We start from the raw sequence: 20538 nt of genomic DNA, 5'->3' as shown, positions 1-20538 counted from the left end.
CCTGTATGGAATTGGTCTACGCACGGCTTGCAAAGGCAGAAGCGCGCGATTCAATTGCCGAGTTCGGCGGTGAATACAAGCGATATCACGGTCGTGCGCCGACGTTTTCCCACGGTTCCGAAACACGCTAACCGCACTATAAAATAGGTTGCCATTGGAACGATATGAATAGTCCTACGCCATTGCACGACCGTATCTCTGCCGATGAAACTACCCATCGGCATGGAGATGCACACGAACACCACGATGCCGTGCTGGACGCGGCGAAGCCGTTCACCGACCCCGTCTGTGGGATGAAAGTAGCTCCCGACCCGCAGAGAAAAATCCAGCATGGGGCCGAGACATACCACTTCTGCAGCGCGCGTTGTATGGAAAAGTTTCGCGCGAGCCCACAGGCGTTCGTTACCCCAGGCGGGCTTGAGCTGACAGCCACTTCGCCCCAAGGCACGATTTATACCTGTCCGATGCATCCTGAAATACGAGAACAGGAGCCAGGAAGCTGTCCCATTTGTGGCATGGCACTTGAACCAGTTATGCCATCGCTGGATGAGGAGGAAAATCCCGAACTGGTCGATTTCCGGCGGCGGTTCTGGTGGACACTGCCTTTGACTGTGATTGTTACCATCCTGGCTATGGCCGGTCATCGTATCTTCCCCCAGGGCTTGGTTGGCCAGAGCTGGATTGAGCTAGCGCTTAGTACCCCGGTGGTCCTGTACGCGGGCTGGCCGTTTTTCGTTCGCGGCGTTCTCTCTCTAATCCATCGAAGCCCCAATATGTGGACTTTGATAGGAACCGGGGTAGCTGCTGCATATGGTTACAGCCTGGTTGCTACCTTTGCGCCGGGTCTGTTCCCGCCAACTTTTCTGATGCACGGCCGCATCGGTGTTTACTACGAGGCGGCCGCAGTCATCATTTCGCTGACGCTGCTCGGTCAAATACTCGAATTGAAGGCAAGGTCTCAGACTTCCGCGGCAATCAAGTCACTGCTCGGGCTTGCGCCGAAAACGGCCCGTAGAATCGGGCAGGACGGCAACGAGGAAGACGTTCCCCTTACTCATGTCCACATCGGAGACTCGCTACGCGTTCGCCCGGGGGAGAAAGTGCCAGTGGACGGTGCCGTTCTGGAAGGCGAAAGCGCCCTGGACGAATCCATGCTCACAGGCGAGCCAATTCCAGTGACCAAGCGCCCAGGTGACAAGCTGATTGGGGCAACCATCAACACCAGCGGCAGCTTGATAATGCGGGCAGACAAGGTCGGTTCGCAAACCATGCTTTCCCAAATCGTCCAGATGGTATCCAACGCCCAACGTTCACGCGCCCCAATGCAGCGCCTGGCGGATGTCGTTGCTGGCTATTTCGTGGTCGTGGTGGTCGGTATTGCCTTGCTCACCTTGCTGGTATGGGGATTCTTCGGGCCGGAACCAAGTTGGGTGTACGGCTTTGTGAATGCGGTCGCCGTCCTCATCATTGCCTGCCCTTGCGCTCTCGGACTAGCCACGCCAATGTCCATCATGGCTGCGACTGGCCGCGCAGCTACTCAGGGTGTTTTGTTCAGGGATGCAGCTGCAATTGAAGGCATGAGAAAAATTGACACCCTGATTGTCGACAAGACCGGGACACTAACCGAAGGCAGGCCTGCTTTTGACAGCGTGGTGGCGGCGTCGGGCTTTACCGAGGGCGAGGTGATGCAGATAGCTGCCAGCATCGACCAGGGAAGCGAGCACCCACTGGCCCACGCCATCGTTGCCGAGGCTCACAAGCGTGGATTGACTTTGGATAAGCCAGAGACATTTGAGTCATCCAGTGGTATCGGCGTCCGCGGCACTGTAGCCGGCCGCCGTATCGCCATAGGTAACACTGCATTGATGGACACCGAAAAAGTCGGATGGGACAATCTAGCCGATCAGGCTGAGGCACTGAGGACGCAGGGCGCCAGCGTGATGTATCTGGCGGTGAACGGCCGCTTGGCTGGGCTTCTTGCAGTATCAGACCCGGTAAAAGCGAGTACGCCAGAAGCGCTTGCGACATTAAGGAAAGACGGCCTGCATATCGTCATGGCGACAGGCGACGGTGTGACAACGGCGAAATCGGTAGCGGCAAGGCTGGGCATTACCGAAGTCTATGGCGAGGTAAAGCCTCAAGACAAGCTGCTGCTGGTTGAAAAGCTCCAGCGCGAGGGCAGGAAGGTAGCGATGGTCGGCGATGGAATCAACGACTCTCCTGCGTTAGCAAGGGCCGATGTTGGGATAGCTATGGGCACGGGCACCGACGTCGCTATCAACAGTGCGCACATCACCTTGGTCAAGGGCGATTTGCGCGGAATCGCGAGGGCGCGAATTTTGTCCACTGAGACGGTGCGCAACATGCGGCAGAATCTAGCCTTTGCGTTCATCTACAACGCCCTTGGTATTCCGCTGGCTGCCGGCTTACTATACCCGTTCACCGGACAGCTTCTATCACCGATGATTGCCGCGTTGGCAATGAGCTTGAGTTCGGTTTCCGTCATCACTAATGCTTTACGGTTGAGAGGCACATCCAAGGGCGCCGGCAACGATGTTGGCACCCATGGTTGAACGCAACCGTCCGCGAGCTAGTACAAACCATGTGCTCGCACAGGATGAGCGGGCAAAAAGAACGAAAACGGAACCAGAACTGAAGCGCATCCAACAGTACCGGGACAGCTCCAGTGCAGCTATCTTGACCCAGATTTTCGGGGCTTATTCCATCCCTCGGGGCAATCGGAAAGTTCTGCGGTGAGCAATTTAACGATGAAAAGGTTAGCGCGATTTGTGCCGCACTCATCTAAAGTGCTAAGTTTGGGTGGTGTGACATTGGTAGATTTAGGCTTGTATTTCGTGTTCGTGGAGCCTGTCAGGAATTTTGTGTGCGGGGCCATTTGTTAAGGCCTAAGTAGTCACCCAAAATTTATCGTGAACTTGCTTCCGAAACCGCTCGTCAAGGACTGAACCTCGTCAAGCAGGTCTGCCCCGTTTTTGGCGACGAAGCGGCGCCAGAAATGCTTGGCGTGCTTCCACAGAATCTCGATACGATTGAGCTCTGGGCTGTAAGGCGGCAAATAGTACAAGTACAGCCCGTGTCTCGCCCACTGGCGGCGCTTCTTTTCCATGGGCTTACCTTTGTGAATCCCTTAGCGCTGGCGCCACTGCTCGACGCTATTCAAATGCACACCAAACTCGTCGGCAGTCTTTTGAAGGGTCAATCCCTCGCTCAACCGCAAAATTCCTTGAGCTCGCATCCGTGTCCTGGGGTGCGGGTGAAAAACGCCCATCTCACGCAGCGTACGCCGCTCGTGCTCGGACAGTTCCAAGTGCTTCATCGCTCAGCTCCTGCTGCATTGCCAATTAGACTTTGACACCAAAAAATGAGCGACTACTTAGTACAGGAAGGAACTTATTCTCACCCCCATGTCTACAACATGATTTCAACAATAGTCATGCGTGATGTCGATCGCCGGATAGCAAATAATCAACAAATTCGCCCCTGGGGCCGACTACAACCACATAAGGAATCGGTGATTACGAGCGTCCTTTTCGACAAAGTCTTCCATACGGGCACGGCAGCTTTTGAACAAGTGAACGGTAAAAATTCATCTCTTTACCGGCAGCCGTAGAGCGCCATCCCGAATTTGGCTAATTCTAATGTCGAGCCAAAATCGCTAACGATAGATTAAGCGTCACCAACACCCTATACACTGGCGATGCTTGCAACCTTTAGGCCCACGTTTCGGCGAGTAGGTTGGGATGCGCAACGGCTTTGCTTAGTGCTGGCTCAAAGTTGACGATGTTCAGGAAGATCAAGCTGACTTGCCCCGGAAAATTTCAATCTATGCATCTTAGGTCATACACCCGTGTGGACGTTGCATTTTAACAACACAAAGCCCTGTACGCGATGCTAGTGTGAAATGTTAAACATAATAATCTTGGCGCCCAGCTTCGTCATAGGACGCCGTGCGATTTGTCATAGTGGTTTTGGGGGACATGTTCTGCCGCTGTCGGTGGCCCAGCACTCGATCGCCGTGATGCTGCTGCGGCGTGCGCTGGCCCCGCGGCCGACGCCGCTGCAAGAATTGCGCGAACTGCTGCACGACGCCGAAGAAGGGCTGCTCGGCTTCGACGCGGTGTCGGTCATCAAGCCCTTTTTGGGCGAAGGCTTCCGCGCCCTGACCCGCCGGCTGGAACCGCCTGGCCGCGGCCACCGAAGCCGTGCACGTCACCGGTTGGACGCGCGAGGAAGTGCGGCGCACGCTCAAGATCCGCGCGCACGTACTGGAACAGGATCCGCTGGCGGCGCATTACGGCTGCACGCCCTGGGAGCCCTGGCCTCCCGGACTGGCCGCCGAGCGCTTTCTGGCCGAACTCGACCGGTTGAAGGCCGCCACCGGCCATGCTCCCTGAGCGCGAGGCCGCCCTGCATGCCTGCCCCGTTTTCCGCAACGGATATTGACGCAGATCAATAGCTCAAGCTAAATACCTGATTTAGTTGAGTATTTTCCAATATCCACAACTTGTGTGGATAACTATGTGGACAAGGCCCACTTGACAAGCCGTAAGTCCAGTATCCGTGCGGGTTTCAACAAAATGCCCGTTCTGGAGGCAAAATGAAACGCTAATCAAATCAATGACTTAGCTTTGCACCGCTTTCGTGCAACATAGGTCTATAGGGCAAATTCCTACAAAAATTGCTGGCGGGGGATAACTAGGGATTGCAAGTCCGGTTCGGCCGCTAACAGGTGCTCTTCTGCGCGCATTTTCGTCTGCCGCTCCCGTCTCACTTCCAGCTGTTCCGCGCCCGGTCCCTGACCATCATTCGCACCGTCTCCGGCACCGGTTTGCGCACCTGCAAGGTGTCGGCGCTGAGCCAGGTATGCTCGTCGAAATGCTTGAGCATGGCCGGGGTGATGAAGCGGGTGCGCGCCGCGTACACGTGGCGGTCGCCCATCTGGGCCTGCTGCTTGATGAAAAAACGGTTCGGCACGACCAGCTGCAGGTGCTCCCGGGCGCGGGTCATGGCCACGTACAGCAGGCGGCGCTCTTCCTCGATGTCGTCCTGGTTGCCGGTGCTCATGTCGGAGGGAATGCAGCCGTCCACCACGTTCAGCACGTGCACCGATTTCCACTCCTGCCCCTTGCTGGAGTGGATGGTGGACAGGATCACATAATCTTCGTCCAGCAGCGGCGGGCCGGCGCGGTCGCTGGTGGCCTCGGGCGGGTCGAGCGTGATCTCGGCCAGGAAGCTCTCGCGCGTGGCGTGGCCACCGGCCAGTTGCGCCAGCTGCTCGACGTCCGCGGCGCGTACCTGGGCGTCGTCGTGCATGCGCTCCAGATGCGGCAGATACCAGGCCTTGACCAGCTCGATGTCGGCCGGCCAGCGCAGGCCGGGCGTGCGCAGGCGCCGGTACAGGGCGCTGAAGGCTTCCCAGTCCGCCGCACTCTTGCCGGGCGGCACGAAAGCCTCGATTGCCGTGAGCGGGTCGGCCGCTTCAGCTACCAGATCGAGCAGGCGGGTCGCGGTGGCCGGCCCGATGCCCGGGATCAGCTGCGCCACGCGGAAGCCCGCCATGCGCCCGTTCGGGTTCTGGGCAAAGCGCAGCACGGCCAGCACGTCCTTGATATGGGCCGCTTCCAGGAATTTCAGCCCGCCGAACTTCACGAAGGGGATGTTCCGGCGCATCAGCTCCAGTTCCAGCGCCGCGCTGTGGCTGGCGGCGCGGAACAGCACCGCCTGCGCCGTGAGCGCGATGCCGGCCTCGCGGTGCTCCAGGATGCGGTTGCAGACCCAGCGCGCCTGCTCGGCCTCGTCCGGGATCAGGACCAGCTGCGGCTTGATGCTGGAGACCTTGTCGGTCCACAGGGTCTTGGCGTGGCGCTCGAGGGCGCCGCCGATCATGGCGTTCGAGGCGTCCAGGATCGGCTGGGTCGAGCGGTAGTTGCGCTCCAGGGTGATGACTTCGGCGGGCCGCGTGAACTCCTTCGGGAAGTCCAGGATATTGCGTACCGTCGCGCCGCGGAAGGCGTAGATCGACTGGGCGTCGTCGCCCACCACCATCACGCCCTCGCCGCCCGGCTTCATGCCCGTGATGATCGAGGCCTGCAGGCGGTTGGTGTCCTGGTATTCGTCGACCAGCACGTGGTCGAACAGCGCGCCGAGCGCCAAGCCCAGTTCCGGGTCGCTCGCCATCTCGGACCAGAACAGCAGCAGGTCGTCGTAGTCGAGGACGTTCTGTTCCTGCTTGGCATCGACATAGGCGCCGAAAAGGCGCTTGAGCTGCTCTTCCCACTCGCTGCACCACGGGAAGGTCGATTGCAGCACTTTGTCCAGGGGCTCGCGGCTGTTGACCACGCGCGAATAGATCGACAGGCAGGTGCCCTTCAGCGGAAAGCGCTTCTCCGTCTGCGTCAGGCCGATCTCGTGGCGCACCAGTCCCATCAGGTCTTCCGAGTCGCCGCGGTCGTGGATGGTGAAGGATTCATCCAGGCCGATGCGGCCCGAATATTCGCGCAGCAGGCGCGCGCCGATCGCGTGGAAGGTGCCGGCCCAGGGCAGCGTGACCTGGGACTGGGAGCCGTAGGCCGAACTGCTGCCGCGCAGCAGGCGCTGCAGCACGCCGCTGGCGCGCTGGCCCATTTCGCCCGCGGCGCGGCGCGAGAAAGTCAGCAGCAGGATGCGCTGGGGATCGGCGCCGGCCTGGATCAGCCGCGCGACGCGGTGCGCCAGCGTATTGGTCTTGCCGGAACCGGCGCCGGCGACCACCAGCAGCGGACGCACGATGTCGGCGCCGATGTCGTGCTCGACTGCCGCGCGCTGCTCCGCGTTCAGGCTGGCGAATGGATCGTCGGTGGTGGCGGGCTGGTCGAGGACGGCAGGCATACTGGCTGGGAGCGTGGAAATGACATACTGTACATTTATCCAGTTGTTATGCGCAAGCAGAAATGCCGGGCAATTGCAAAGCTCGCAAGAATCGCCCTGGCGTCGCAGTCATGCAAGACATGCGAAACCCGCCTTAAGTGGCGGATTCTTCAAATATTTTCCGGATATCCACAAAGTCTGTGAATAACTATGTGGAAAACCAGGGGCTTGACACGCCGACAGCGGCCAAGGATGCGGCTTTCAACAATTTGCCTATTGGGAAGGCATCTGCCTTAGCCCCTGAAATCAAGGGTTTACGCGCACATGCCGCAAGTGAATTGTACTGAGGACGAAAAATAATTATAGGCAAGTTATGTGCATAAGCCATGTTGACCCGACCCGCGACTGCCCCGCATGACGCAAGCTGGAGCTGCTCAGGCGGCCGCGAGTCCCTGCTGGCTGCGCCGCCTGGACGGTTCGAGCAGCACCCGCGCAATGACGGGTCCTTCGACGGCGTGCGATTTCAGGTATTCGAGCGCGGACAAGGTGCCGACCGCATGCATCAGGGCCAGGGCGTCGTCCACGATATCGCGCTGGCGCAGGTCGTGTCGGGCATCGACGGCGCCGGCGGCCCCATCAAGTGCGAGCGGCGGGTTGCGGTGTAGGTTCATGTGCGCCTGGCCTTTCTGGGGAAAGAAGGTGTGCTGCACGGAGTATGGTCGAAGGCGGGACAATGTCAATATCAGATCTGAATCAAACACCCCTATTCATTTCCGTGCTTGGCCGCGGAGGCTGACGGGCGCTGCGTGGACAGTCCCGGCGCCACCGGGCGATAATGCCCGGATGACCGCCCCGCTTCCCGACCTTCCTGCCGGCGCGTCGCCTGGCGCGTCGCCTGGCGCGTCGCCTGGCGCGCAGCCGCAGGCGCGGCCGCGCCCCCGTTCGCTGGGCGACCTGTTCGTCTCGTTCACGCTGCTGGCCCTGCAGGGTTTCGGCGGCGTGCTGCCGGTCGTGCAGCGCGAGATCGTCGAGCGCAAGCGCTGGCTGACGCACGAGGAATTCATCGAAGGCTGGGCGGTCGCTCAGATCATGCCGGGACCGAACGTGGTCAACCTGGCGATGATGATCGGCGCGCGCTGGTTCGGCCTGGCCGGCGCCCTGACGGCGATCGCCGGCATGATCGCGCTGCCGCTGGTCGTGGTGCTGCTGCTGGCGGCGCTGCATGCGCGCTTTGCCGATCTTCCGGCGGTGGCGGGCGCGCTGCGCGGCATGGCGGCGGTGTCGGCCGGCATGATCGCCGCCGTCGGGCTCAAGCTCACCGGCGCGCTGGCCAGGAATCCGGTGCCCCTGCCCTGGTGCATCGCCATTTGCGCTGCCGGCTTCGTGCTGCTGGCCTGGCTGCGGCTGCCGCTGGTCTGGGTGCTTCCGGCGCTGGGGGGGCTGGGCTGCGTGCTGGCCTGGCGCGGGCTGCGGCCATGAGCGCGGCGCAGCTGGCTCCCCACCTCGTGCTGGGCTGGAACGACTGGCTGGGCCTGTTCGCCCATTACATGATGCTGTCGCTGATGTCGCTCGGCGGCGCGATCTCGACCACCTCGGACATGCACCGCTACCTGGTCGAGGACAAGGGCTGGCTGAGCCAGGCGCAGTTCTCCGATTCGATCGCGCTGGCCCAGGCCGCGCCCGGTCCCAACGTGCTGTTCGTCGCGCTGATGGGCTGGCACGTGGGCCTGAACACGGGCAGCCTGCCCGCGGCCTTCGCGGGTGTGGCGCTGACCATGTTCGGCATCATGCTGCCTTCCACCATCTTTACCTACCAGGTGTCGCAATGGGGCCACCGCAACCGCGAGCTGCGCGCGGTGCGCGCCTTCAAGCAGGGCATGGCGCCGCTGGTGATCGCGATGCTGCTGGCCACCAGCTGGCTGCTGGCCACCGCCGGCCGCGACCAGGGCAGCTGGCCGCTCTGGCTGCTGGCGGCCGCCAGCTGCCTGGTGATCTGGCGCACCCGGCTGCACCTGCTGTGGATGCTGGCTGCCGGCGCCCTGCTCGGCGCGCTCGGATTCGTCTGACTGGCAAGCCGGGGCGCCGGCAGGCATACTGGCGCTCTTCCCCCATTCCGGACGAACCCATGCTCACGCTCCTGAACGAACACGCCTGTTTCGGCGGCCTCCAGCGTTTCTACTCCTTCGAATCGGAAGCCATCGGCCTGCCGATGCGCTTCTCGGTCTATCTGCCGCCGGGCGCCGAGGGCAAGCGCCTGCCCCAGGATCGCCTGCCGCAGGATCGCCTGCCGCAGGATCGCCTGCCGGTACTCTTCTACCTGGCCGGCCTGACCTGCACCGAAGAGACCTTCATGACCAAGGCCGGCGCCCAGCGGGTGGCGGCGCAGGAAGGCCTGATCCTGATCGCTCCCGACACCAGCCCGCGCGGCGCCGGTGTGCCGGGCGAGACCGACAGCTGGGACTTCGGCGCGGGCGCGGGTTTTTATGTCGACGCCGTCCAGGAACCCTGGTCGCGCCACTACCGCATGTACAGCCACATCCTGGAACTACGCGAACTGGCCCTGGCGAACCTGCCGGCGGACCCGGCGCGGGTCGGCATCTTCGGCCATTCGATGGGCGGGCACGGGGCCTTGATGATGGCGCTGCGCCATCCCGGGCTGTTCCGCTCGGTGTCGGCCTTTGCGCCGATCGCCGCCCCGATGCGCTGTCCCTGGGGCAAGAAGGCCTTCGGTGGCTATCTCGGCGCCGATGAAAGCCTCTGGCGCCAATACGACGCTACCCAACTGATGGCGGGCATGCGCACGGCGCCCTTCCCCGGCGGCATCCTGGTCGACCAGGGCCTGGCGGACAAATTCCTGGCCGAGCAGCTCTATCCGGACGCTTTCGAAGAAGCCTGCGCCAGGGCCGGCCAGCCGCTCGAACTGCGCCGCCACGCCGGTTACGACCACGGTTATTACTTCATCTCGACTTTCGTCGAAGACCACCTGCGCTTCCATCGCCGCCAGCTCGGCTGAGCATGTGCCTCGAGGCTGCTTGAAAACCGCTTTGCCCTGCCCTATAAATATATTGCCGGCACCGCTCGGCGATCCCATCAATATTCATCCACGGAGGCCATCATGAATCTCATCAGGAGAGCCAACCCTGCGCTTCAGGCCTACCGCCCGAACCCGGTCGAGGAAGGCTTCGGACGCATGGTCGAGAGCATGTTCCAGGATTTCTTTGCCCCGCTCGCGGCAGGCCAGCAATGGGGCAGCGACAGCGCCCTGGCGCCCCGCCTGGACATCAGGGAAACCGAGAAATCCTTCGAAATCCAGGCCGAACTGCCGGGCGTGGAGAAGGAGGATGTGAAGGTTTCGGTCGACGGCCAGCGCATCACGATCGAGGCGGAATGCCGCAAGGCAAACGAACGCCGCGAGGGGGAAACCGTGGTGTATGCTGAACGCACCGCATCGAGGTTCATGCGCAGCTTTGCCCTGCCCACCGAGGTCGACGACACCGCGGCGCAGGCGAAACTCGAGAATGGCGTACTGCAGCTGAGCCTGCCAAAAAAGCAGGGCACGGAAGCACGCCGCCTGACCATCCAATGAGCGCCTCGCCGGCAGGCAGGCGCCGGCGGCAGGTCGACAGTTTTCGTTAGCTTGCACCATGCTGGAAACCGAAGGCTATCAAGACCGCACCCATGCCGGCAAGCAGTTGGCGCGGAGGCTGCGCCACCTTGCCGGGCAAGGCGACCCCATCGTACTGGGCCTGCCGCGCGGCGGCGTGCCGGTCGCCTTCGAAGTCGCCCAGGCGCTCGGCGCCGAACTCGACGTGCTGCTGGTGCGCAAGCTGGGCCTGCCCCACCACGAAGAATACGCGATGGGCGCGATCGGCAGCGGCGGCGTGCGCGTCCTGCAGGCCGGCGTGCCCGGACTGATGGGCGTCACGCAGGAACAGGTCGATCAGGTGACCGAGCGCGAGCTGGCCGAACTGGCCCGGCGCGAGCTGCGCTACCGCGGCGCGCGGCCCCTGCCCCGGCTCGACCGCCGCTGCGTGATCCTGGTCGACGACGGCATTGCCACCGGGGCCAGCATGCTGGCGGCGGTGCAGGTGGTACGCAAGCACCGGGTGGCGCGCCTGGTCGTGGCCGCACCGGTCGGCGCGCCCGACACGCTGCAGCTGCTGGAACAGGAAGCGGACGAAGTGGTCTGCCCGCTGGCTCCGCCGCGCTTTCATGCGGTCGGCCAGTATTACCGCCATTTCGGCCAGACCGAAGACGAGGAAGTGCAGGACCTGCTGGCGCAGGCATGGGCCCAGCCCGCCGCGCATGGCAAGCAGAACAAGGGCTAGCGAAACATTGGCTGGCGAAACAGGGCAAGCCCAGGACGACAATCAGAACAACAGAAAGGAGCACACATGAAACCAATTCCAACCGAAACGGCAACCGATGTAGGCAACGTGGGCAAATGGCTGGGAGCAGCCGCCGCGGGTGCACTGCTGATGTATGTGCTCGATCCGGAGCGCGGTCGCGCACGCCGGGCGCATGCGGTGTCGGTGGTGCGCGATGCGGGCGCCCGCACCGGTGCGAGCGTCGACCATGCGCTGCACAATGCCGGCGAGCGCCTGGTGGAGCTCAAGGACAGCGCCGCCAGCGCATTGTCGCGCGGCGCCGACCGTCTGCAGGCCGAGGCTGCGCCCCTGCTGGTGCGTGCCCAGCACAGCGCGCAGCAGGCCAGCCGTCGCATCGGGCACGAAGCCGGCCGCGCCCGCGACAAACTCGGTTCCAGCCGCGAGTCCGCACCTGCCGGCCGCAACAGCTACGAATCCGACCGCCATTATGCGGATCGCCAGTACCGCGACCGCAAGCAGCAGGCGAGCCGCGACACGGCCAGCCACGAGGGCGGCAGCGGCCTGTCGCAGATGCTGCAAGGCATGCTCGACAGCCTGAGCGGCGCACGCGGCACCAATCCGGCGCTGCTGGGCGGCGGCATGGTCGGCTTGCTCGGGCTGGTGCGGCGCAAGCCGGCGGCGCTGCTGGTCGGACTGGCCGGCATCTACCTGCTCACGCGCGGCGCCGGCACCCAGACCTATAAAGTCAGCACCACGGCGCCCGGCGCCGCCGACGAGGGCGAATCCGCGCCTTTCGTCCCGGCCAGCACGGAACAGGGCAAGCACTACCTGCACTGAGCCATGGGGTCCGTCACCGACCATGACCTGGGTGCGATCCGCGCGGCGGCGCATCCGCTCACAGGCAGCGCCGGCGACTACGGTCCGCTGCTCGACCTGGTCGGCGACGCGCGCTTTGTCCTGCTGGGCGAAGCCACCCACGGCACGGCCGAGTTCTACGACGAACGGGCCCGCATCACCCGGCGCCTGATCGAAGAAAAAGGCTTCACGGCGGTCGCCGTCGAAGCCGACTGGCCCGATGCCTGGCGCGTCAACCGCTACGTGCGCGCCGAAAGCCAGGATGCCGACGGCCGCGCGGCGCTGTCGGGCTTCGAGCGCTTCCCCGCCTGGATGTGGCGTAACACCTCGGTTCTGAACTTCGTCGAATGGCTGCGCCAGCGCAACGACGCCACGCCAGGGGCCAAGGCCGGTTTCTACGGCCTCGACCTCTACAGCCTGTTCACCTCGATCCAGGAAGTGCTGCGCTACCTCGAAGGCGTCGACCCGGTGGCCGCGCAGGAGACGCGCCGCCGCTACGCCTGCTTCGACCAGTACGGCGAGGACAGCCAGCAGTATGGCTATGCGGCCGCGGTCGGGCTGTCCGAATCCTGCCACCAGGGCGTGCAGGCCACGCTGCACGAACTCCAGCAGCGCGCTTTCGATTACATGCAGGCCGACGGCGCCAGGGCCGAAGACGCCTATTTCTACGCCCAGCAAAATGCCCGGCTGGTGAAGAACGCCGAAGAGTATTACCGCACCATGTTCAAGGGCCGCATCTCGTCCTGGAACCTGCGCGACAGCCACATGGCCGAAACCCTCGACGCCCTGGCGCGCCACCTCTCGCGCGACGGCAAGCCGGCGAAGATCGTCGTGTGGGAGCACAATTCGCATATCGGCGACGCGCGCGCCACCGAGATCGGTCGCCAGGGCGAATGGAATGTCGGCGAGCTGGCGCGCAAGGCCTATGGGCTCGACGCCTGCCTGATCGGCTTCACCACCTACGACGGCCGCGTGACCGCGGCTTCGGAATGGGACGGCCCCGCCCTGCACAAGCATGTGCGTCCGGGCATGGCGGGCAGCTACGAGCACCTGCTGCACAGCGTGGGACTCGAGCGCTTCTTCCTGCCGCTGCGCACGCCGGGGGCGGCGCGCGACCTCTTGATGGAAGAGCGCCTGGAGCGGGCCATCGGCGTACTCTATTTGCCGCGCAGCGAGCGCCAGAGCCACTACTTCATGGCCCAGCTCCCGAGCCAGTTCGACGCCGTGATCCACATCGACCACACCACCGCCGTGACGCCGCTCGACGCGACCAGCGGCTGGCATTCGGGCGAGCCGCCGGAGACCTACCCGCAGGGCTTGTGAAGCAAGTCGCGTTGGACGACGCCACGGAGTCTCGCGAAATCGTAGGGTGGGCGGGTTCCCCGCCCGCGCGTTCAAATCACGTTGCTGCAGCCCGTGCGGCTGATCGGATCGCAACTATCACCGCGCGGGCGTTCGCAATTCCGGGCATTGCCCGAAATTGCGAACGCCCGCCCTACGGGATGGCGACTGCTCCAAGGTCGCGTTCACCCCTCAAAAAACGCATACCCATCCCTCCCCTTCCCCTTGGCCGCATACAACGCGCTATCGGCCGCCGCCAGCAACTGCTCCTGTGTCTGGCGCTGTTGCGAAAGCGCTATGCCGACGCTGGTCGAGACCTTCAGCAGGCCGGCGCTCGTGCGAAACGGCAGGCGCATGCCCTCGACGATCTTGGCCGCGGTGTGCTCGGCCTCCGCGCGGCTGCCGATTTCTTCGAGGATGACGACGAATTCGTCGCCCGACAGGCGCGCCGCGGTGTCGGTGGCGCGCACCCCGGCGCTCAGGCGCCGCGCGAACTCCTTCAGCACTTCGTCGCCCACGCCGTGGCCATGGGTGTCGTTGATCTTCTTGAAGTGGTCGATGTCGAGATAGGCCAGGGCCAGCGGCTTGCTGCTGCGGCGGGCGCGGTCGAGGGCGTGGTGCAGCGCCTCGCCGAACATGCGGCGGTTGGCGATGCCGGTCAGGGTATCGACCCGCGCCAGCTGCAGCAGCTGCTCCTCGACCTCCTTCACGTGGGTCATGTCGTGCACCAGCGCATAGATGCCGGCCACACTGCCGTCGGGCTGCAGGTCGGGGATATAGGTGGCCTGCAGGATGCGCGGCTCGCCGCGCAGCGGGATGCGGATCTCGTGGGTGATGGGGCGTCCGGTGAAGGCGTCTTCCAGGTGAGGGTGGATCCCGCGCGCGACTTCCTCGCCCAGCAACTGCGCCACCGGCATGCCGTCCATCTGGTCGGGCGCGACGCCGAACCATTTTTCGTAGGTGGCATTCCCGAAGCGGAAGCAGTGCTTGCGGTCGATATAGGAAATCAGCACCGGCAGATTGTCGGCGATGAGGCGCAGCCGCTTCTCGCTGGCGGTGCGCCCGCTCTCGGCGCGCTCGCGCTCGGCCATCAAGGCATGGAAGGCCCGGCCCAGCTCCCCGATTTCATCCTTGCGGCCGTCGCGCAGCACGTCGATGCCGGTGCCGTCGTCGCGTATCGAGACCACGCTGTCGCGCAGCGCCTGCAGGGGCGCGAGCAGCTGGAACACCAGCACCCAGGCCAGCAGCCCGGCCGCCAGCGCCAGGCCGCCGGCGCTGAAGAAGGCGCTGTGGCGCATGGCGATCATGGGCGCGAAGGCTTCGGCGGTGGGATAGCGCGCGGCCAGGATCCAGCCGGTCGTGCGCAGGCGCTTGTAGGCATAGATCGATTCGACGCCGTCCTTGCTGCGGGTCTCGAGCCAGCCTTCGAAGCCGTCGAGCGCGCGCTCGGTGCCGCGGTTCACGCCCGGCGCGCTGCCGACGTGCTGGAACAGGCGGGTTTCGTCCGGGTGGTCGATGATCACGCCGTCGGCCGTCATCAGGAACAGGTAGCCGGTCTTGCCCGGCTTGAGGCTGCCGATCTGGCGCAGGAAGCCCGAGCGGCGCAGGTCGACGCTGGCCGTGAGCACCGCCTCGACCTTGCCGGCCGCATCGAACAGCGGCGCACTGAAGATCACGACGTGGTTGCCCGTCAGCCGGCTGCGGACGGGGCGCGAAATCGTGCTCTTGCGGCTGGCCAGCACCTGCTCGAAATAGTCGGTGCCGCGCGCATTGAGCAGCGCCTGGCCGGGCAGCGGGCGGGTGGACAGGCGCAGTTCGCCTCTGGCGTCGAAAATGACGATGTTCAGGTACTGGTCGTCGCCCCACAGGCGCATCTGCTCGACCAGGTAGGGAAGCAGCGCGCCCCAGTCGCTGCGGACGCGGGGCGGAATGCCGGCCGTCAGCGCATCGACCTGGCGCAGGCGCTCGGCCAGCCGGTCGTCCATGAACGAGGCGGCCCCCGACAGCAGGGTGTATTGCTGGTCGCCGATCACGCTCTTCATGCCGCGCTCGGCAACCGACAGGGTGGACAGCGTGACGAGCAGCGTGGCGGCGAACACCAGCACCGCAGCCACGCAGGCAAGGCGGAGCTTGAGGTTGGCGGACGAGAGGCGCGAACCGGTGGGCACAATAATGAGTTAACTGATCTCTAGATGACAAAGTATTACATATCCCGGCCGCCCTTGTTTCATGATTCCGCGTTGCAACTCAGCGGACGCAGCCCGCCCGATTTCGCCACATTGCGGCTTCCCATCCGCCGCTGCCACTGTTGAGCTACGGCATTTTCGATTAGCATGTTGGATTCCCCGTGCCCATTGGAAACCGCCATGAGTAAATACCAGCTCCACATCAACGGCAAGACCCAGGCGGTCGACGTCGAGCCCGATACCCCGCTGTTGTGGGCGCTGCGCGATACGCTCGGCCTGGTCGGCACCAAGTACGGCTGCGGCATGGGCCAGTGCGGCGCCTGCACGGTCCACATCGACGGCGTGCCCACGCGCTCCTGCCTGATGCCGGTCTCCAGCCTGGGCAAGGGAAAGATCACCACCATCGAGGGCCTGGACGCGCAGGCCCGCCATCCGCTGCAGCAGGCCTGGCAGGAACTCGACGTGCCGCAATGCGGCTACTGCCAGTCGGGCCAGATCATGAGCGCCTGCCACCTGCTCAAGCAGCACCCGAAGCCGACCGACGCCCAGATCGACGAGGCCATGGCGGGCAACCTGTGCCGCTGCGCGACCTATACCCGCATCCGCGCGGGCATCCACCGCGCCGCCGACATCGCCGTTGCCGGAAAGGGCAAGAAATGAGCCGCGCCACGCCCCTTTCTCCTGCGCGCCGCAGCTTCCTGCGCACCAGCGCCGCGACTGGCGCCTTCATGCTCGGCATGTCGGCCGAAGGCGCGCTGGGAGCCGCCGCACGCGCGGCCGACGCGCCGGATTTCGTGCCGAATGCCTTCATCCGCATCGGCCGCGACGGCCGCGTGACCCTGGTCTCGAAGCAGCCTGAAATCGGCCAGGGCATCAAGACCTCGCTGCCGATGGTGATCGCGGAAGAACTCGAAGTCGAGTGGAAGAACGTGCGCATCGTGCAGGGCGACCTGGATACCGCCCGCTACGGACCGCAAGGCGCGGGCGGTTCAACCTCGACCCCGACCAATTACGAGAACTTCCACCGCCTGGGCGCCACCGCGCGCACGATGCTGGTGCAGGCCGCGGCAAATACCTGGGCCGTGCCCCTGAACGAGTGCAGCGCCAGCGCCGGCGCCGTGATCCACGGCCCGACCAAACGCCGGCTCGGCTACGGCATGCTGGCCGAAGCTGCCTCGAAGCTGCCGGTGCCGGATGCCGCGCAAGTCGTGCTGAAAGATCCAGCCACCTTCACCCTGCTCGGCAAGCGCATCGGCGGCGTGGACAACGCAGCCATCGTCAGCGGCCAGCCTCTGTTCGGCATCGACGTGCGCCTGCCGGGCATGCTGTACGCGGTGTATGTCAAATGTCCGGTCTTCGGGGGCAAGCCCCTGAGCGCCAACCTGGATGCGATCAAGGCCATGCCGGGCGTGAAGGACGCCTTCATCGTCGAGGGCACGCCGAACCTGAACGGGCTGCGTCCGGGCGTGGCGATCGTCGCCACCTCGACCTGGGCCGCGATCCGCGCGCGCCGCGCGCTGGACGTGAAGTGGGACGAAGGCGAAGGCGCCGGCCATAGCTGGGCCGATTTTGCCGCCCAGGCGGTGGCGGCGTCGAAGAAGCCCGGCACCGCCGTGGTGCGCAAGGACGGCGACGTAGCTGGGGCGCTCACGGGTGCGGCAAAAGTGGTGGAAGCGGCCTACAGCTACCCCTTCATCTCGCATGCCAGCATGGAGCCGCAGAACTGCACCGCCTGGTTCAAGCCGGAGGACGGCTCGCTGGAATTGTGGGCGCCGACCCAGAACCCAGGCTCGGGGCAAGCCCTGGTCACGACCACCTTCGGCATCCCGAAGGAAAAGATCGTCCTGCACATCATCCGCAGCGGCGGCGGTTTCGGCCGGCGCCTGAGCTCGGACTTCATCGTCGAAGCCACGGCGATTGCGCGCAAGGTCGCGGCCCCGGTCAAGCTGACCTGGACCCGCGAGGACGACCTGCAGCACGACCACTTCCGCCCGGGCGGTTTCCATTTCCTGCGCGGCGGCGTCGATGCGGCCGGCAAGCCGGTGGCCTGGCACAACCACTTCGTCAGCTTCGCCAACCGCGTCGAGCGCGAGGGAAAAAGCGTGCTGCAGCCGGGCAGCGGCGCCAGCCTGTCCGCCGACGAATTCCCCGGACGCTGGCTGGTCAACTGCCAGCTCGAGCAGACCCTGCTCGAGTGCCGCATCCCGATGGGACCATGGCGCGCGCCCGGCAGCTGCGTGTTCTCCTGGGTCTTCCACAGCTTCATCGACGAACTGGCCCATGCCGCCGGGCGCGACCCGCTGGCCTTCCGCCTCGATCTGCTGGGCGAGAAGGATCTGATGCCGGCCACCGTCGAGCGCGGGCTGGCCTATGACGTCAAGCGCATGCGCCACGTGCTGCAGGAAGTGGCGCAGCGCGCCGGCTGGGGCAAGCGCAGCTTCCCGCGCGGCCAGGGCGCCGGCATCGCCTTCCACTTCAGCCACCGCGGCTATGTGGCCCAGGTGGCCGAAGTCACCGTGTCGCGCGACGGCAAGCTGAAGGTGGACCGGGTGGTGGTGGCGGCCGACATCGGCGCCCAGATCGTCAACCTGTCGGGCGCCGAGAACCAGGTCGAGGGTTCGGTGATCGACGGCTTGTCGACCTTGATGTTCCCGGCGCTGGATATCGAGGGCGGGCGCATCGTGCAGAGCAACTTCCACGACTACGGCCTGCTGCGCATGCCGGATGCGCCCACAAAAATCGAGACCCATTTCATCAAGACGGCGAACCCGGTGACCGGGCTGGGCGAGCCGTCCTTGCCGCCGCTGGCGCCGGCCGTGTGCAATGCGATCTTTGCCGCGACGGGCAAGCGGGTGCGTCAGCTGCCGCTGAGCAAGACGGATTTGAGCTGGAGTTGAGACGTCGGACCAGGTCGTAGGGTGGGCGGCTTTGCCGCCCGCGCGTTCAAATCACGTTCGCGAAGCAAGGGCGCGTTTCGATCCGCACACGATCGTTGAACGCGCGGGCGGGAGACCCGCCCACCCTACTTAGTGGCCGTGCGCCGGGTCGTTATCCTTCGCCCCGTGATAGTCGAGGATCGACGCCGCATGTTCGAGCTGCTGCTCGTTCCCGGTAATCGTGATGACGCACTTGCCGATCTCCAGCCCCGGCGTGTACACGTCCTTGTAGTCCGTCCCGCCCTTCACCTTGGGTGAATCGCCCACCGTGAAATTGGCCTCGGACGGCCCGGCCTCGTCGCCGGTATGGGTGATCTCGATCCCCTCGCGGTCGAAGCCGGCGTCGAGCAAGGCCTGGCGGGCGCGCTCGGCGTCTTCGAAGTTTTCGATTACCCGTACGATCTGCTTGTTCATGGCTGCTCCATCGATTCTGTTGCAGCCACGGTAGCAGAAACGACCGCTAGACGGCGTCCGGGACCACGGCCGTGACCTCGATCTCCACCCGCGCCCGCTCTTCCATCAATCCGGCCACCTGCACCGCGCTCATGGCCGGATAGTTGCGTCCGATCACGTCGCGATAGGCCGCGCCCAGCGCCGCGCCGGCGCCCAGGTATTCGCTGCGGTCGAGCACATACCAGGTCATGCGCACGATGTGCTCGGGCCCGGCGCCGGCCTCGCGCAGCACGGCCACGACATTTTCCAGCGCCTGGCGGGCCTGGCCGACGAAGTCGTCGGTCTGGAAACGGCCGTCGGCATCCCAGCCGATCATGCCGCTCACGTAGACCTGGCGGCCGCTGGCGGCGACGCCGTTGGCATAGCCTTTCGGGCGCGGCCAGCCCGGTGGTTGCAGGATCTCCATCATTTGCCCTCCCCGGCCAGCAGTTCGCGCGCGATGATCAGGAGCTGCACCTCGCTCGCGCCTTCGTAGATGCGCAGCGCGCGGATCTCGCGGTAGAGCGTCTCGACGGTCTCGCCGCTGACCACGCCCTGGCCGCCGAACATCTGCACCGCGGCGTCGATGACTTTCTGGGCCGTTTCGGTGGCGGTGAGCTTGGCCATCGCCGCCTCTTTCGTCACGCGCCTGGCTTGATCGCGCAGCCAGGCCGCGCGGTAGGTCAGCAGCGCCGCGGCGTCGATGCCGGTCGCCATCTCGGCCAGCCTGGCCTGGGTGAGCTGGAAGTCGGCGAGGGTCTTGCCGAACATCGGCCGGTCTTTCGCGCGCCCCAGCGCTTCATCCAGCGCGCGGCGGGCAAACCCGAGGCTGGCCGCCGCCACCGAGGTGCGGAACACGTCGAGCGTGGCCATCGCCACCTTGAAGCCCTGCCCTTCCTCGCCGATGCGGTTGGCGACCGGCACGCGGCAGCCGTCGAAGCGCAGGCGCGCCAGCGGGTGCGGGGCGATGACCTCGATGCGTTCGGCGATCGTGAAACCCGGGGCATCGGCTTCGACGATGAAGGCCGAGATGCCTTTCGAACCGCGCCCGCCCTCGCCGCCGCCGTCCCCGGTGCGGGCAAAGACGATATAGAAATCGGCGATGCCGCCGTTCGAGATCCAGGTCTTTTCGCCATCGAGCACATAGCTGTCGCCCTCCATGCGCGCGGCGCACTGCATCGCCGCGACGTCGGAACCGGCCTGCGGCTCGGACAGGGCAAAGGCCGCAATCGCCTCGCCCGCGGCCACGCGCGGCAGCCAGGCTTCTTGCTGGGCTGTGGAGCCGAACAGCGAAATCGCACCGCTGCCCAAGCCCTGCATGGCAAAGGCGAAATCGGCCAGGCCGGCATGGCGCGCCAGGGTTTCGCGGATCAGGCAGATGGCGCGGGTGTCGATCGCACTGCCGGCGCCGCCAATCGCATGGCGCAGCCAGCCGCCGCGCCCGAGCGTTGCCACCAGCGCGCGGCAGGCGGCATCGACGTCGCGGCCGTGCGCCTGCCGGATGTTTTCGGCGGCCCAGGCATCGAGTTCGAGCGCCAGCGCGCGGTGGCGCGGTTCAAAAAAAGGCCAGTCGAGGTAATCGCGGTCGGGCAT

Annotated in this window: 20 protein-coding genes; 12 read left to right on the top strand and 8 right to left on the bottom strand. The window is 64.9% G+C overall.

Annotation, left to right across the window (positions count from 1 at the left end):
• Positions 1 to 164 precede the first annotated feature (164 nt).
• Positions 165 to 2573, top strand: a complete 2409-nt coding sequence (locus AC56LR_RS09615) for a heavy metal translocating P-type ATPase (protein ID WP_497129820.1) — start codon at positions 165 to 167, stop codon at positions 2571 to 2573.
• Positions 2574 to 2914: 341 nt separating this feature from the next.
• Here AC56LR_RS09615 and AC56LR_RS09610 read toward each other — a convergent pair whose 3' ends face one another.
• Both AC56LR_RS09610 and AC56LR_RS09605 read right to left on the bottom strand, forming a co-directional pair.
• Complete coding sequence (locus AC56LR_RS09610) at positions 2915 to 3145, bottom strand: transposase (RefSeq protein ID WP_497129997.1); 231 nt, start codon at positions 3143 to 3145, stop codon at positions 2915 to 2917.
• A gap of 3 nt (positions 3146 to 3148) precedes the next feature.
• Entirely contained in the window at positions 3149 to 3337 is a 189-nt protein-coding gene (locus AC56LR_RS09605) for a helix-turn-helix domain-containing protein (protein WP_497129818.1), read from the bottom strand.
• A 45-nt stretch (positions 3338 to 3382) separates the two neighbouring features.
• Here AC56LR_RS09605 and AC56LR_RS09600 point away from each other — a divergent pair, with 45 nt between their 5' ends.
• Together AC56LR_RS09600 and AC56LR_RS09595 are read left to right on the top strand one after the other, a co-directional pair.
• On the top strand, positions 3383 to 3631 hold the full coding sequence (locus AC56LR_RS09600; RefSeq protein ID WP_497129816.1) for a hypothetical protein: 249 nt from the start codon (positions 3383 to 3385) through the stop codon (positions 3629 to 3631).
• A 592-nt stretch (positions 3632 to 4223) separates the two neighbouring features.
• The gene (locus tag AC56LR_RS09595; RefSeq protein ID WP_497129815.1) at positions 4224 to 4415 is read left to right on the top strand and encodes a hypothetical protein; all 192 of its coding nucleotides are present in this window, start codon (positions 4224 to 4226) and stop codon (positions 4413 to 4415) included.
• Between the two features lie 373 nt (positions 4416 to 4788).
• On the opposite strand, the gene AC56LR_RS09590 is transcribed toward AC56LR_RS09595, so the two are convergent.
• A complete protein-coding gene (locus AC56LR_RS09590; RefSeq protein ID WP_497129813.1) occupies positions 4789 to 6888 on the bottom strand; it encodes an ATP-dependent helicase in 2100 nt (699 codons plus the stop codon).
• 413 nt (positions 6889 to 7301) lie between these two features.
• Complete coding sequence (locus AC56LR_RS09585; RefSeq protein ID WP_497129811.1) at positions 7302 to 7538, bottom strand: hypothetical protein; 237 nt, start codon at positions 7536 to 7538, stop codon at positions 7302 to 7304.
• Positions 7539 to 7710: 172 nt separating this feature from the next.
• Between AC56LR_RS09585 and AC56LR_RS09580 the strand changes: the two genes are divergently transcribed.
• The 7 genes from AC56LR_RS09580 (at position 7711) to AC56LR_RS09550 (ending at position 13373) form a co-directional block, all read left to right on the top strand.
• Entirely contained in the window at positions 7711 to 8346 is a 636-nt protein-coding gene (locus tag AC56LR_RS09580) for a chromate transporter (protein ID WP_497129809.1), read from the top strand.
• Positions 8343 to 8933, top strand: coding sequence for a chromate transporter (locus AC56LR_RS09575; RefSeq protein ID WP_497129808.1), 591 nt, complete (start codon positions 8343 to 8345; stop codon positions 8931 to 8933). Before AC56LR_RS09580 ends, AC56LR_RS09575 begins: the two co-directional genes overlap by 4 nt.
• A gap of 59 nt (positions 8934 to 8992) precedes the next feature.
• Positions 8993 to 9880, top strand: coding sequence for an S-formylglutathione hydrolase (gene fghA / locus AC56LR_RS09570; RefSeq protein WP_497129806.1), 888 nt, complete (start codon positions 8993 to 8995; stop codon positions 9878 to 9880).
• A gap of 102 nt (positions 9881 to 9982) precedes the next feature.
• Positions 9983 to 10453 carry an Hsp20/alpha crystallin family protein gene (locus tag AC56LR_RS09565; protein ID WP_497129805.1) on the top strand — a complete coding sequence of 157 codons (471 nt, stop codon included), beginning with the start codon at positions 9983 to 9985 and terminating at the stop codon, positions 10451 to 10453.
• A 58-nt stretch (positions 10454 to 10511) separates the two neighbouring features.
• Positions 10512 to 11195 carry a phosphoribosyltransferase gene (locus AC56LR_RS09560; protein ID WP_497129804.1) on the top strand — a complete coding sequence of 228 codons (684 nt, stop codon included), beginning with the start codon at positions 10512 to 10514 and terminating at the stop codon, positions 11193 to 11195.
• 66 nt (positions 11196 to 11261) lie between these two features.
• The gene (locus AC56LR_RS09555; RefSeq protein WP_497129802.1) at positions 11262 to 12032 is read left to right on the top strand and encodes a hypothetical protein; all 771 of its coding nucleotides are present in this window, start codon (positions 11262 to 11264) and stop codon (positions 12030 to 12032) included.
• 3 nt (positions 12033 to 12035) lie between these two features.
• Complete coding sequence (locus AC56LR_RS09550) at positions 12036 to 13373, top strand: erythromycin esterase family protein (RefSeq protein ID WP_497129801.1); 1338 nt, start codon at positions 12036 to 12038, stop codon at positions 13371 to 13373.
• A gap of 203 nt (positions 13374 to 13576) precedes the next feature.
• Here AC56LR_RS09550 and AC56LR_RS09545 read toward each other — a convergent pair whose 3' ends face one another.
• Positions 13577 to 15559 (bottom strand): diguanylate cyclase domain-containing protein, encoded by a 1983-nt coding sequence (locus AC56LR_RS09545; protein ID WP_497129799.1) that lies wholly within the window; start codon positions 15557 to 15559, stop codon positions 13577 to 13579.
• Between the two features lie 198 nt (positions 15560 to 15757).
• Between AC56LR_RS09545 and AC56LR_RS09540 the strand changes: the two genes are divergently transcribed.
• Both AC56LR_RS09540 and AC56LR_RS09535 read left to right on the top strand, forming a co-directional pair.
• Positions 15758 to 16237: a (2Fe-2S)-binding protein gene (locus tag AC56LR_RS09540; RefSeq protein ID WP_497129797.1), complete on the top strand. Its 480-nt coding sequence runs from the start codon at positions 15758 to 15760 to the stop codon at positions 16235 to 16237.
• The gene (locus AC56LR_RS09535; protein ID WP_497129796.1) at positions 16234 to 18474 is read left to right on the top strand and encodes a xanthine dehydrogenase family protein molybdopterin-binding subunit; all 2241 of its coding nucleotides are present in this window, start codon (positions 16234 to 16236) and stop codon (positions 18472 to 18474) included. The genes AC56LR_RS09540 and AC56LR_RS09535 overlap by 4 nt, the downstream gene beginning before the upstream one ends.
• Before the next feature lie 129 nt (positions 18475 to 18603).
• Here AC56LR_RS09535 and AC56LR_RS09530 read toward each other — a convergent pair whose 3' ends face one another.
• From AC56LR_RS09530 to AC56LR_RS09520, 3 genes are read right to left on the bottom strand one after another with little or no spacing between them, the layout of a single operon-like run.
• The gene (locus AC56LR_RS09530) at positions 18604 to 18927 is read right to left on the bottom strand and encodes a hypothetical protein (RefSeq protein ID WP_497129795.1); all 324 of its coding nucleotides are present in this window, start codon (positions 18925 to 18927) and stop codon (positions 18604 to 18606) included.
• 46 nt (positions 18928 to 18973) lie between these two features.
• The gene (locus AC56LR_RS09525; protein ID WP_497129996.1) at positions 18974 to 19372 is read right to left on the bottom strand and encodes a RidA family protein; all 399 of its coding nucleotides are present in this window, start codon (positions 19370 to 19372) and stop codon (positions 18974 to 18976) included.
• Entirely contained in the window at positions 19372 to 20538 is a 1167-nt protein-coding gene (locus tag AC56LR_RS09520; protein WP_497129794.1) for an acyl-CoA dehydrogenase family protein, read from the bottom strand. The genes AC56LR_RS09525 and AC56LR_RS09520 overlap by 1 nt, the downstream gene beginning before the upstream one ends.

The sequence above is a fragment of the Telluria sp. ZT3P39 genome (assembly GCF_059685935.1).
This window is presented reverse-complemented; position numbering and strand designations above follow the sequence as displayed.

Bases quoted from the DNA above. Each gene is read 5' to 3' on its own strand.
- AC56LR_RS09530 (WP_497129795.1), bottom strand. From the start codon at position 18,927: ATGAACAAGCAGATCGTACGGGTAATCGAAAACTTCGAAGACGCCGAG.
- AC56LR_RS09535 (WP_497129796.1), top strand. From the start codon at position 16,234: ATGAGCCGCGCCACGCCCCTTTCTCCTGCGCGCCGCAGCTTCCTGCGC.
- AC56LR_RS09580 (WP_497129809.1), top strand. From the start codon at position 7,711: ATGACCGCCCCGCTTCCCGACCTTCCTGCCGGCGCGTCGCCTGGCGCG.
- fghA (WP_497129806.1), top strand. From the start codon at position 8,993: ATGCTCACGCTCCTGAACGAACACGCCTGTTTCGGCGGCCTCCAGCGT.
- AC56LR_RS09605 (WP_497129818.1), bottom strand. From the start codon at position 3,337: ATGAAGCACTTGGAACTGTCCGAGCACGAGCGGCGTACGCTGCGTGAG.
- AC56LR_RS09550 (WP_497129801.1), top strand. From the start codon at position 12,036: ATGGGGTCCGTCACCGACCATGACCTGGGTGCGATCCGCGCGGCGGCG.
- AC56LR_RS09565 (WP_497129805.1), top strand. From the start codon at position 9,983: ATGAATCTCATCAGGAGAGCCAACCCTGCGCTTCAGGCCTACCGCCCG.
- AC56LR_RS09600 (WP_497129816.1), top strand. From the start codon at position 3,383: ATGAGCGACTACTTAGTACAGGAAGGAACTTATTCTCACCCCCATGTC.
- AC56LR_RS09555 (WP_497129802.1), top strand. From the start codon at position 11,262: ATGAAACCAATTCCAACCGAAACGGCAACCGATGTAGGCAACGTGGGC.
- AC56LR_RS09590 (WP_497129813.1), bottom strand. From the start codon at position 6,888: ATGCCTGCCGTCCTCGACCAGCCCGCCACCACCGACGATCCATTCGCC.
- AC56LR_RS09540 (WP_497129797.1), top strand. From the start codon at position 15,758: ATGAGTAAATACCAGCTCCACATCAACGGCAAGACCCAGGCGGTCGAC.
- AC56LR_RS09525 (WP_497129996.1), bottom strand. From the start codon at position 19,372: ATGGAGATCCTGCAACCACCGGGCTGGCCGCGCCCGAAAGGCTATGCC.
- AC56LR_RS09575 (WP_497129808.1), top strand. From the start codon at position 8,343: ATGAGCGCGGCGCAGCTGGCTCCCCACCTCGTGCTGGGCTGGAACGAC.
- AC56LR_RS09560 (WP_497129804.1), top strand. From the start codon at position 10,512: ATGCTGGAAACCGAAGGCTATCAAGACCGCACCCATGCCGGCAAGCAG.
- AC56LR_RS09585 (WP_497129811.1), bottom strand. From the start codon at position 7,538: ATGAACCTACACCGCAACCCGCCGCTCGCACTTGATGGGGCCGCCGGC.
- AC56LR_RS09615 (WP_497129820.1), top strand. From the start codon at position 165: ATGAATAGTCCTACGCCATTGCACGACCGTATCTCTGCCGATGAAACT.
- AC56LR_RS09520 (WP_497129794.1), bottom strand. From the start codon at position 20,538: ATGCCCGACCGCGATTACCTCGACTGGCCTTTTTTTGAACCGCGCCAC.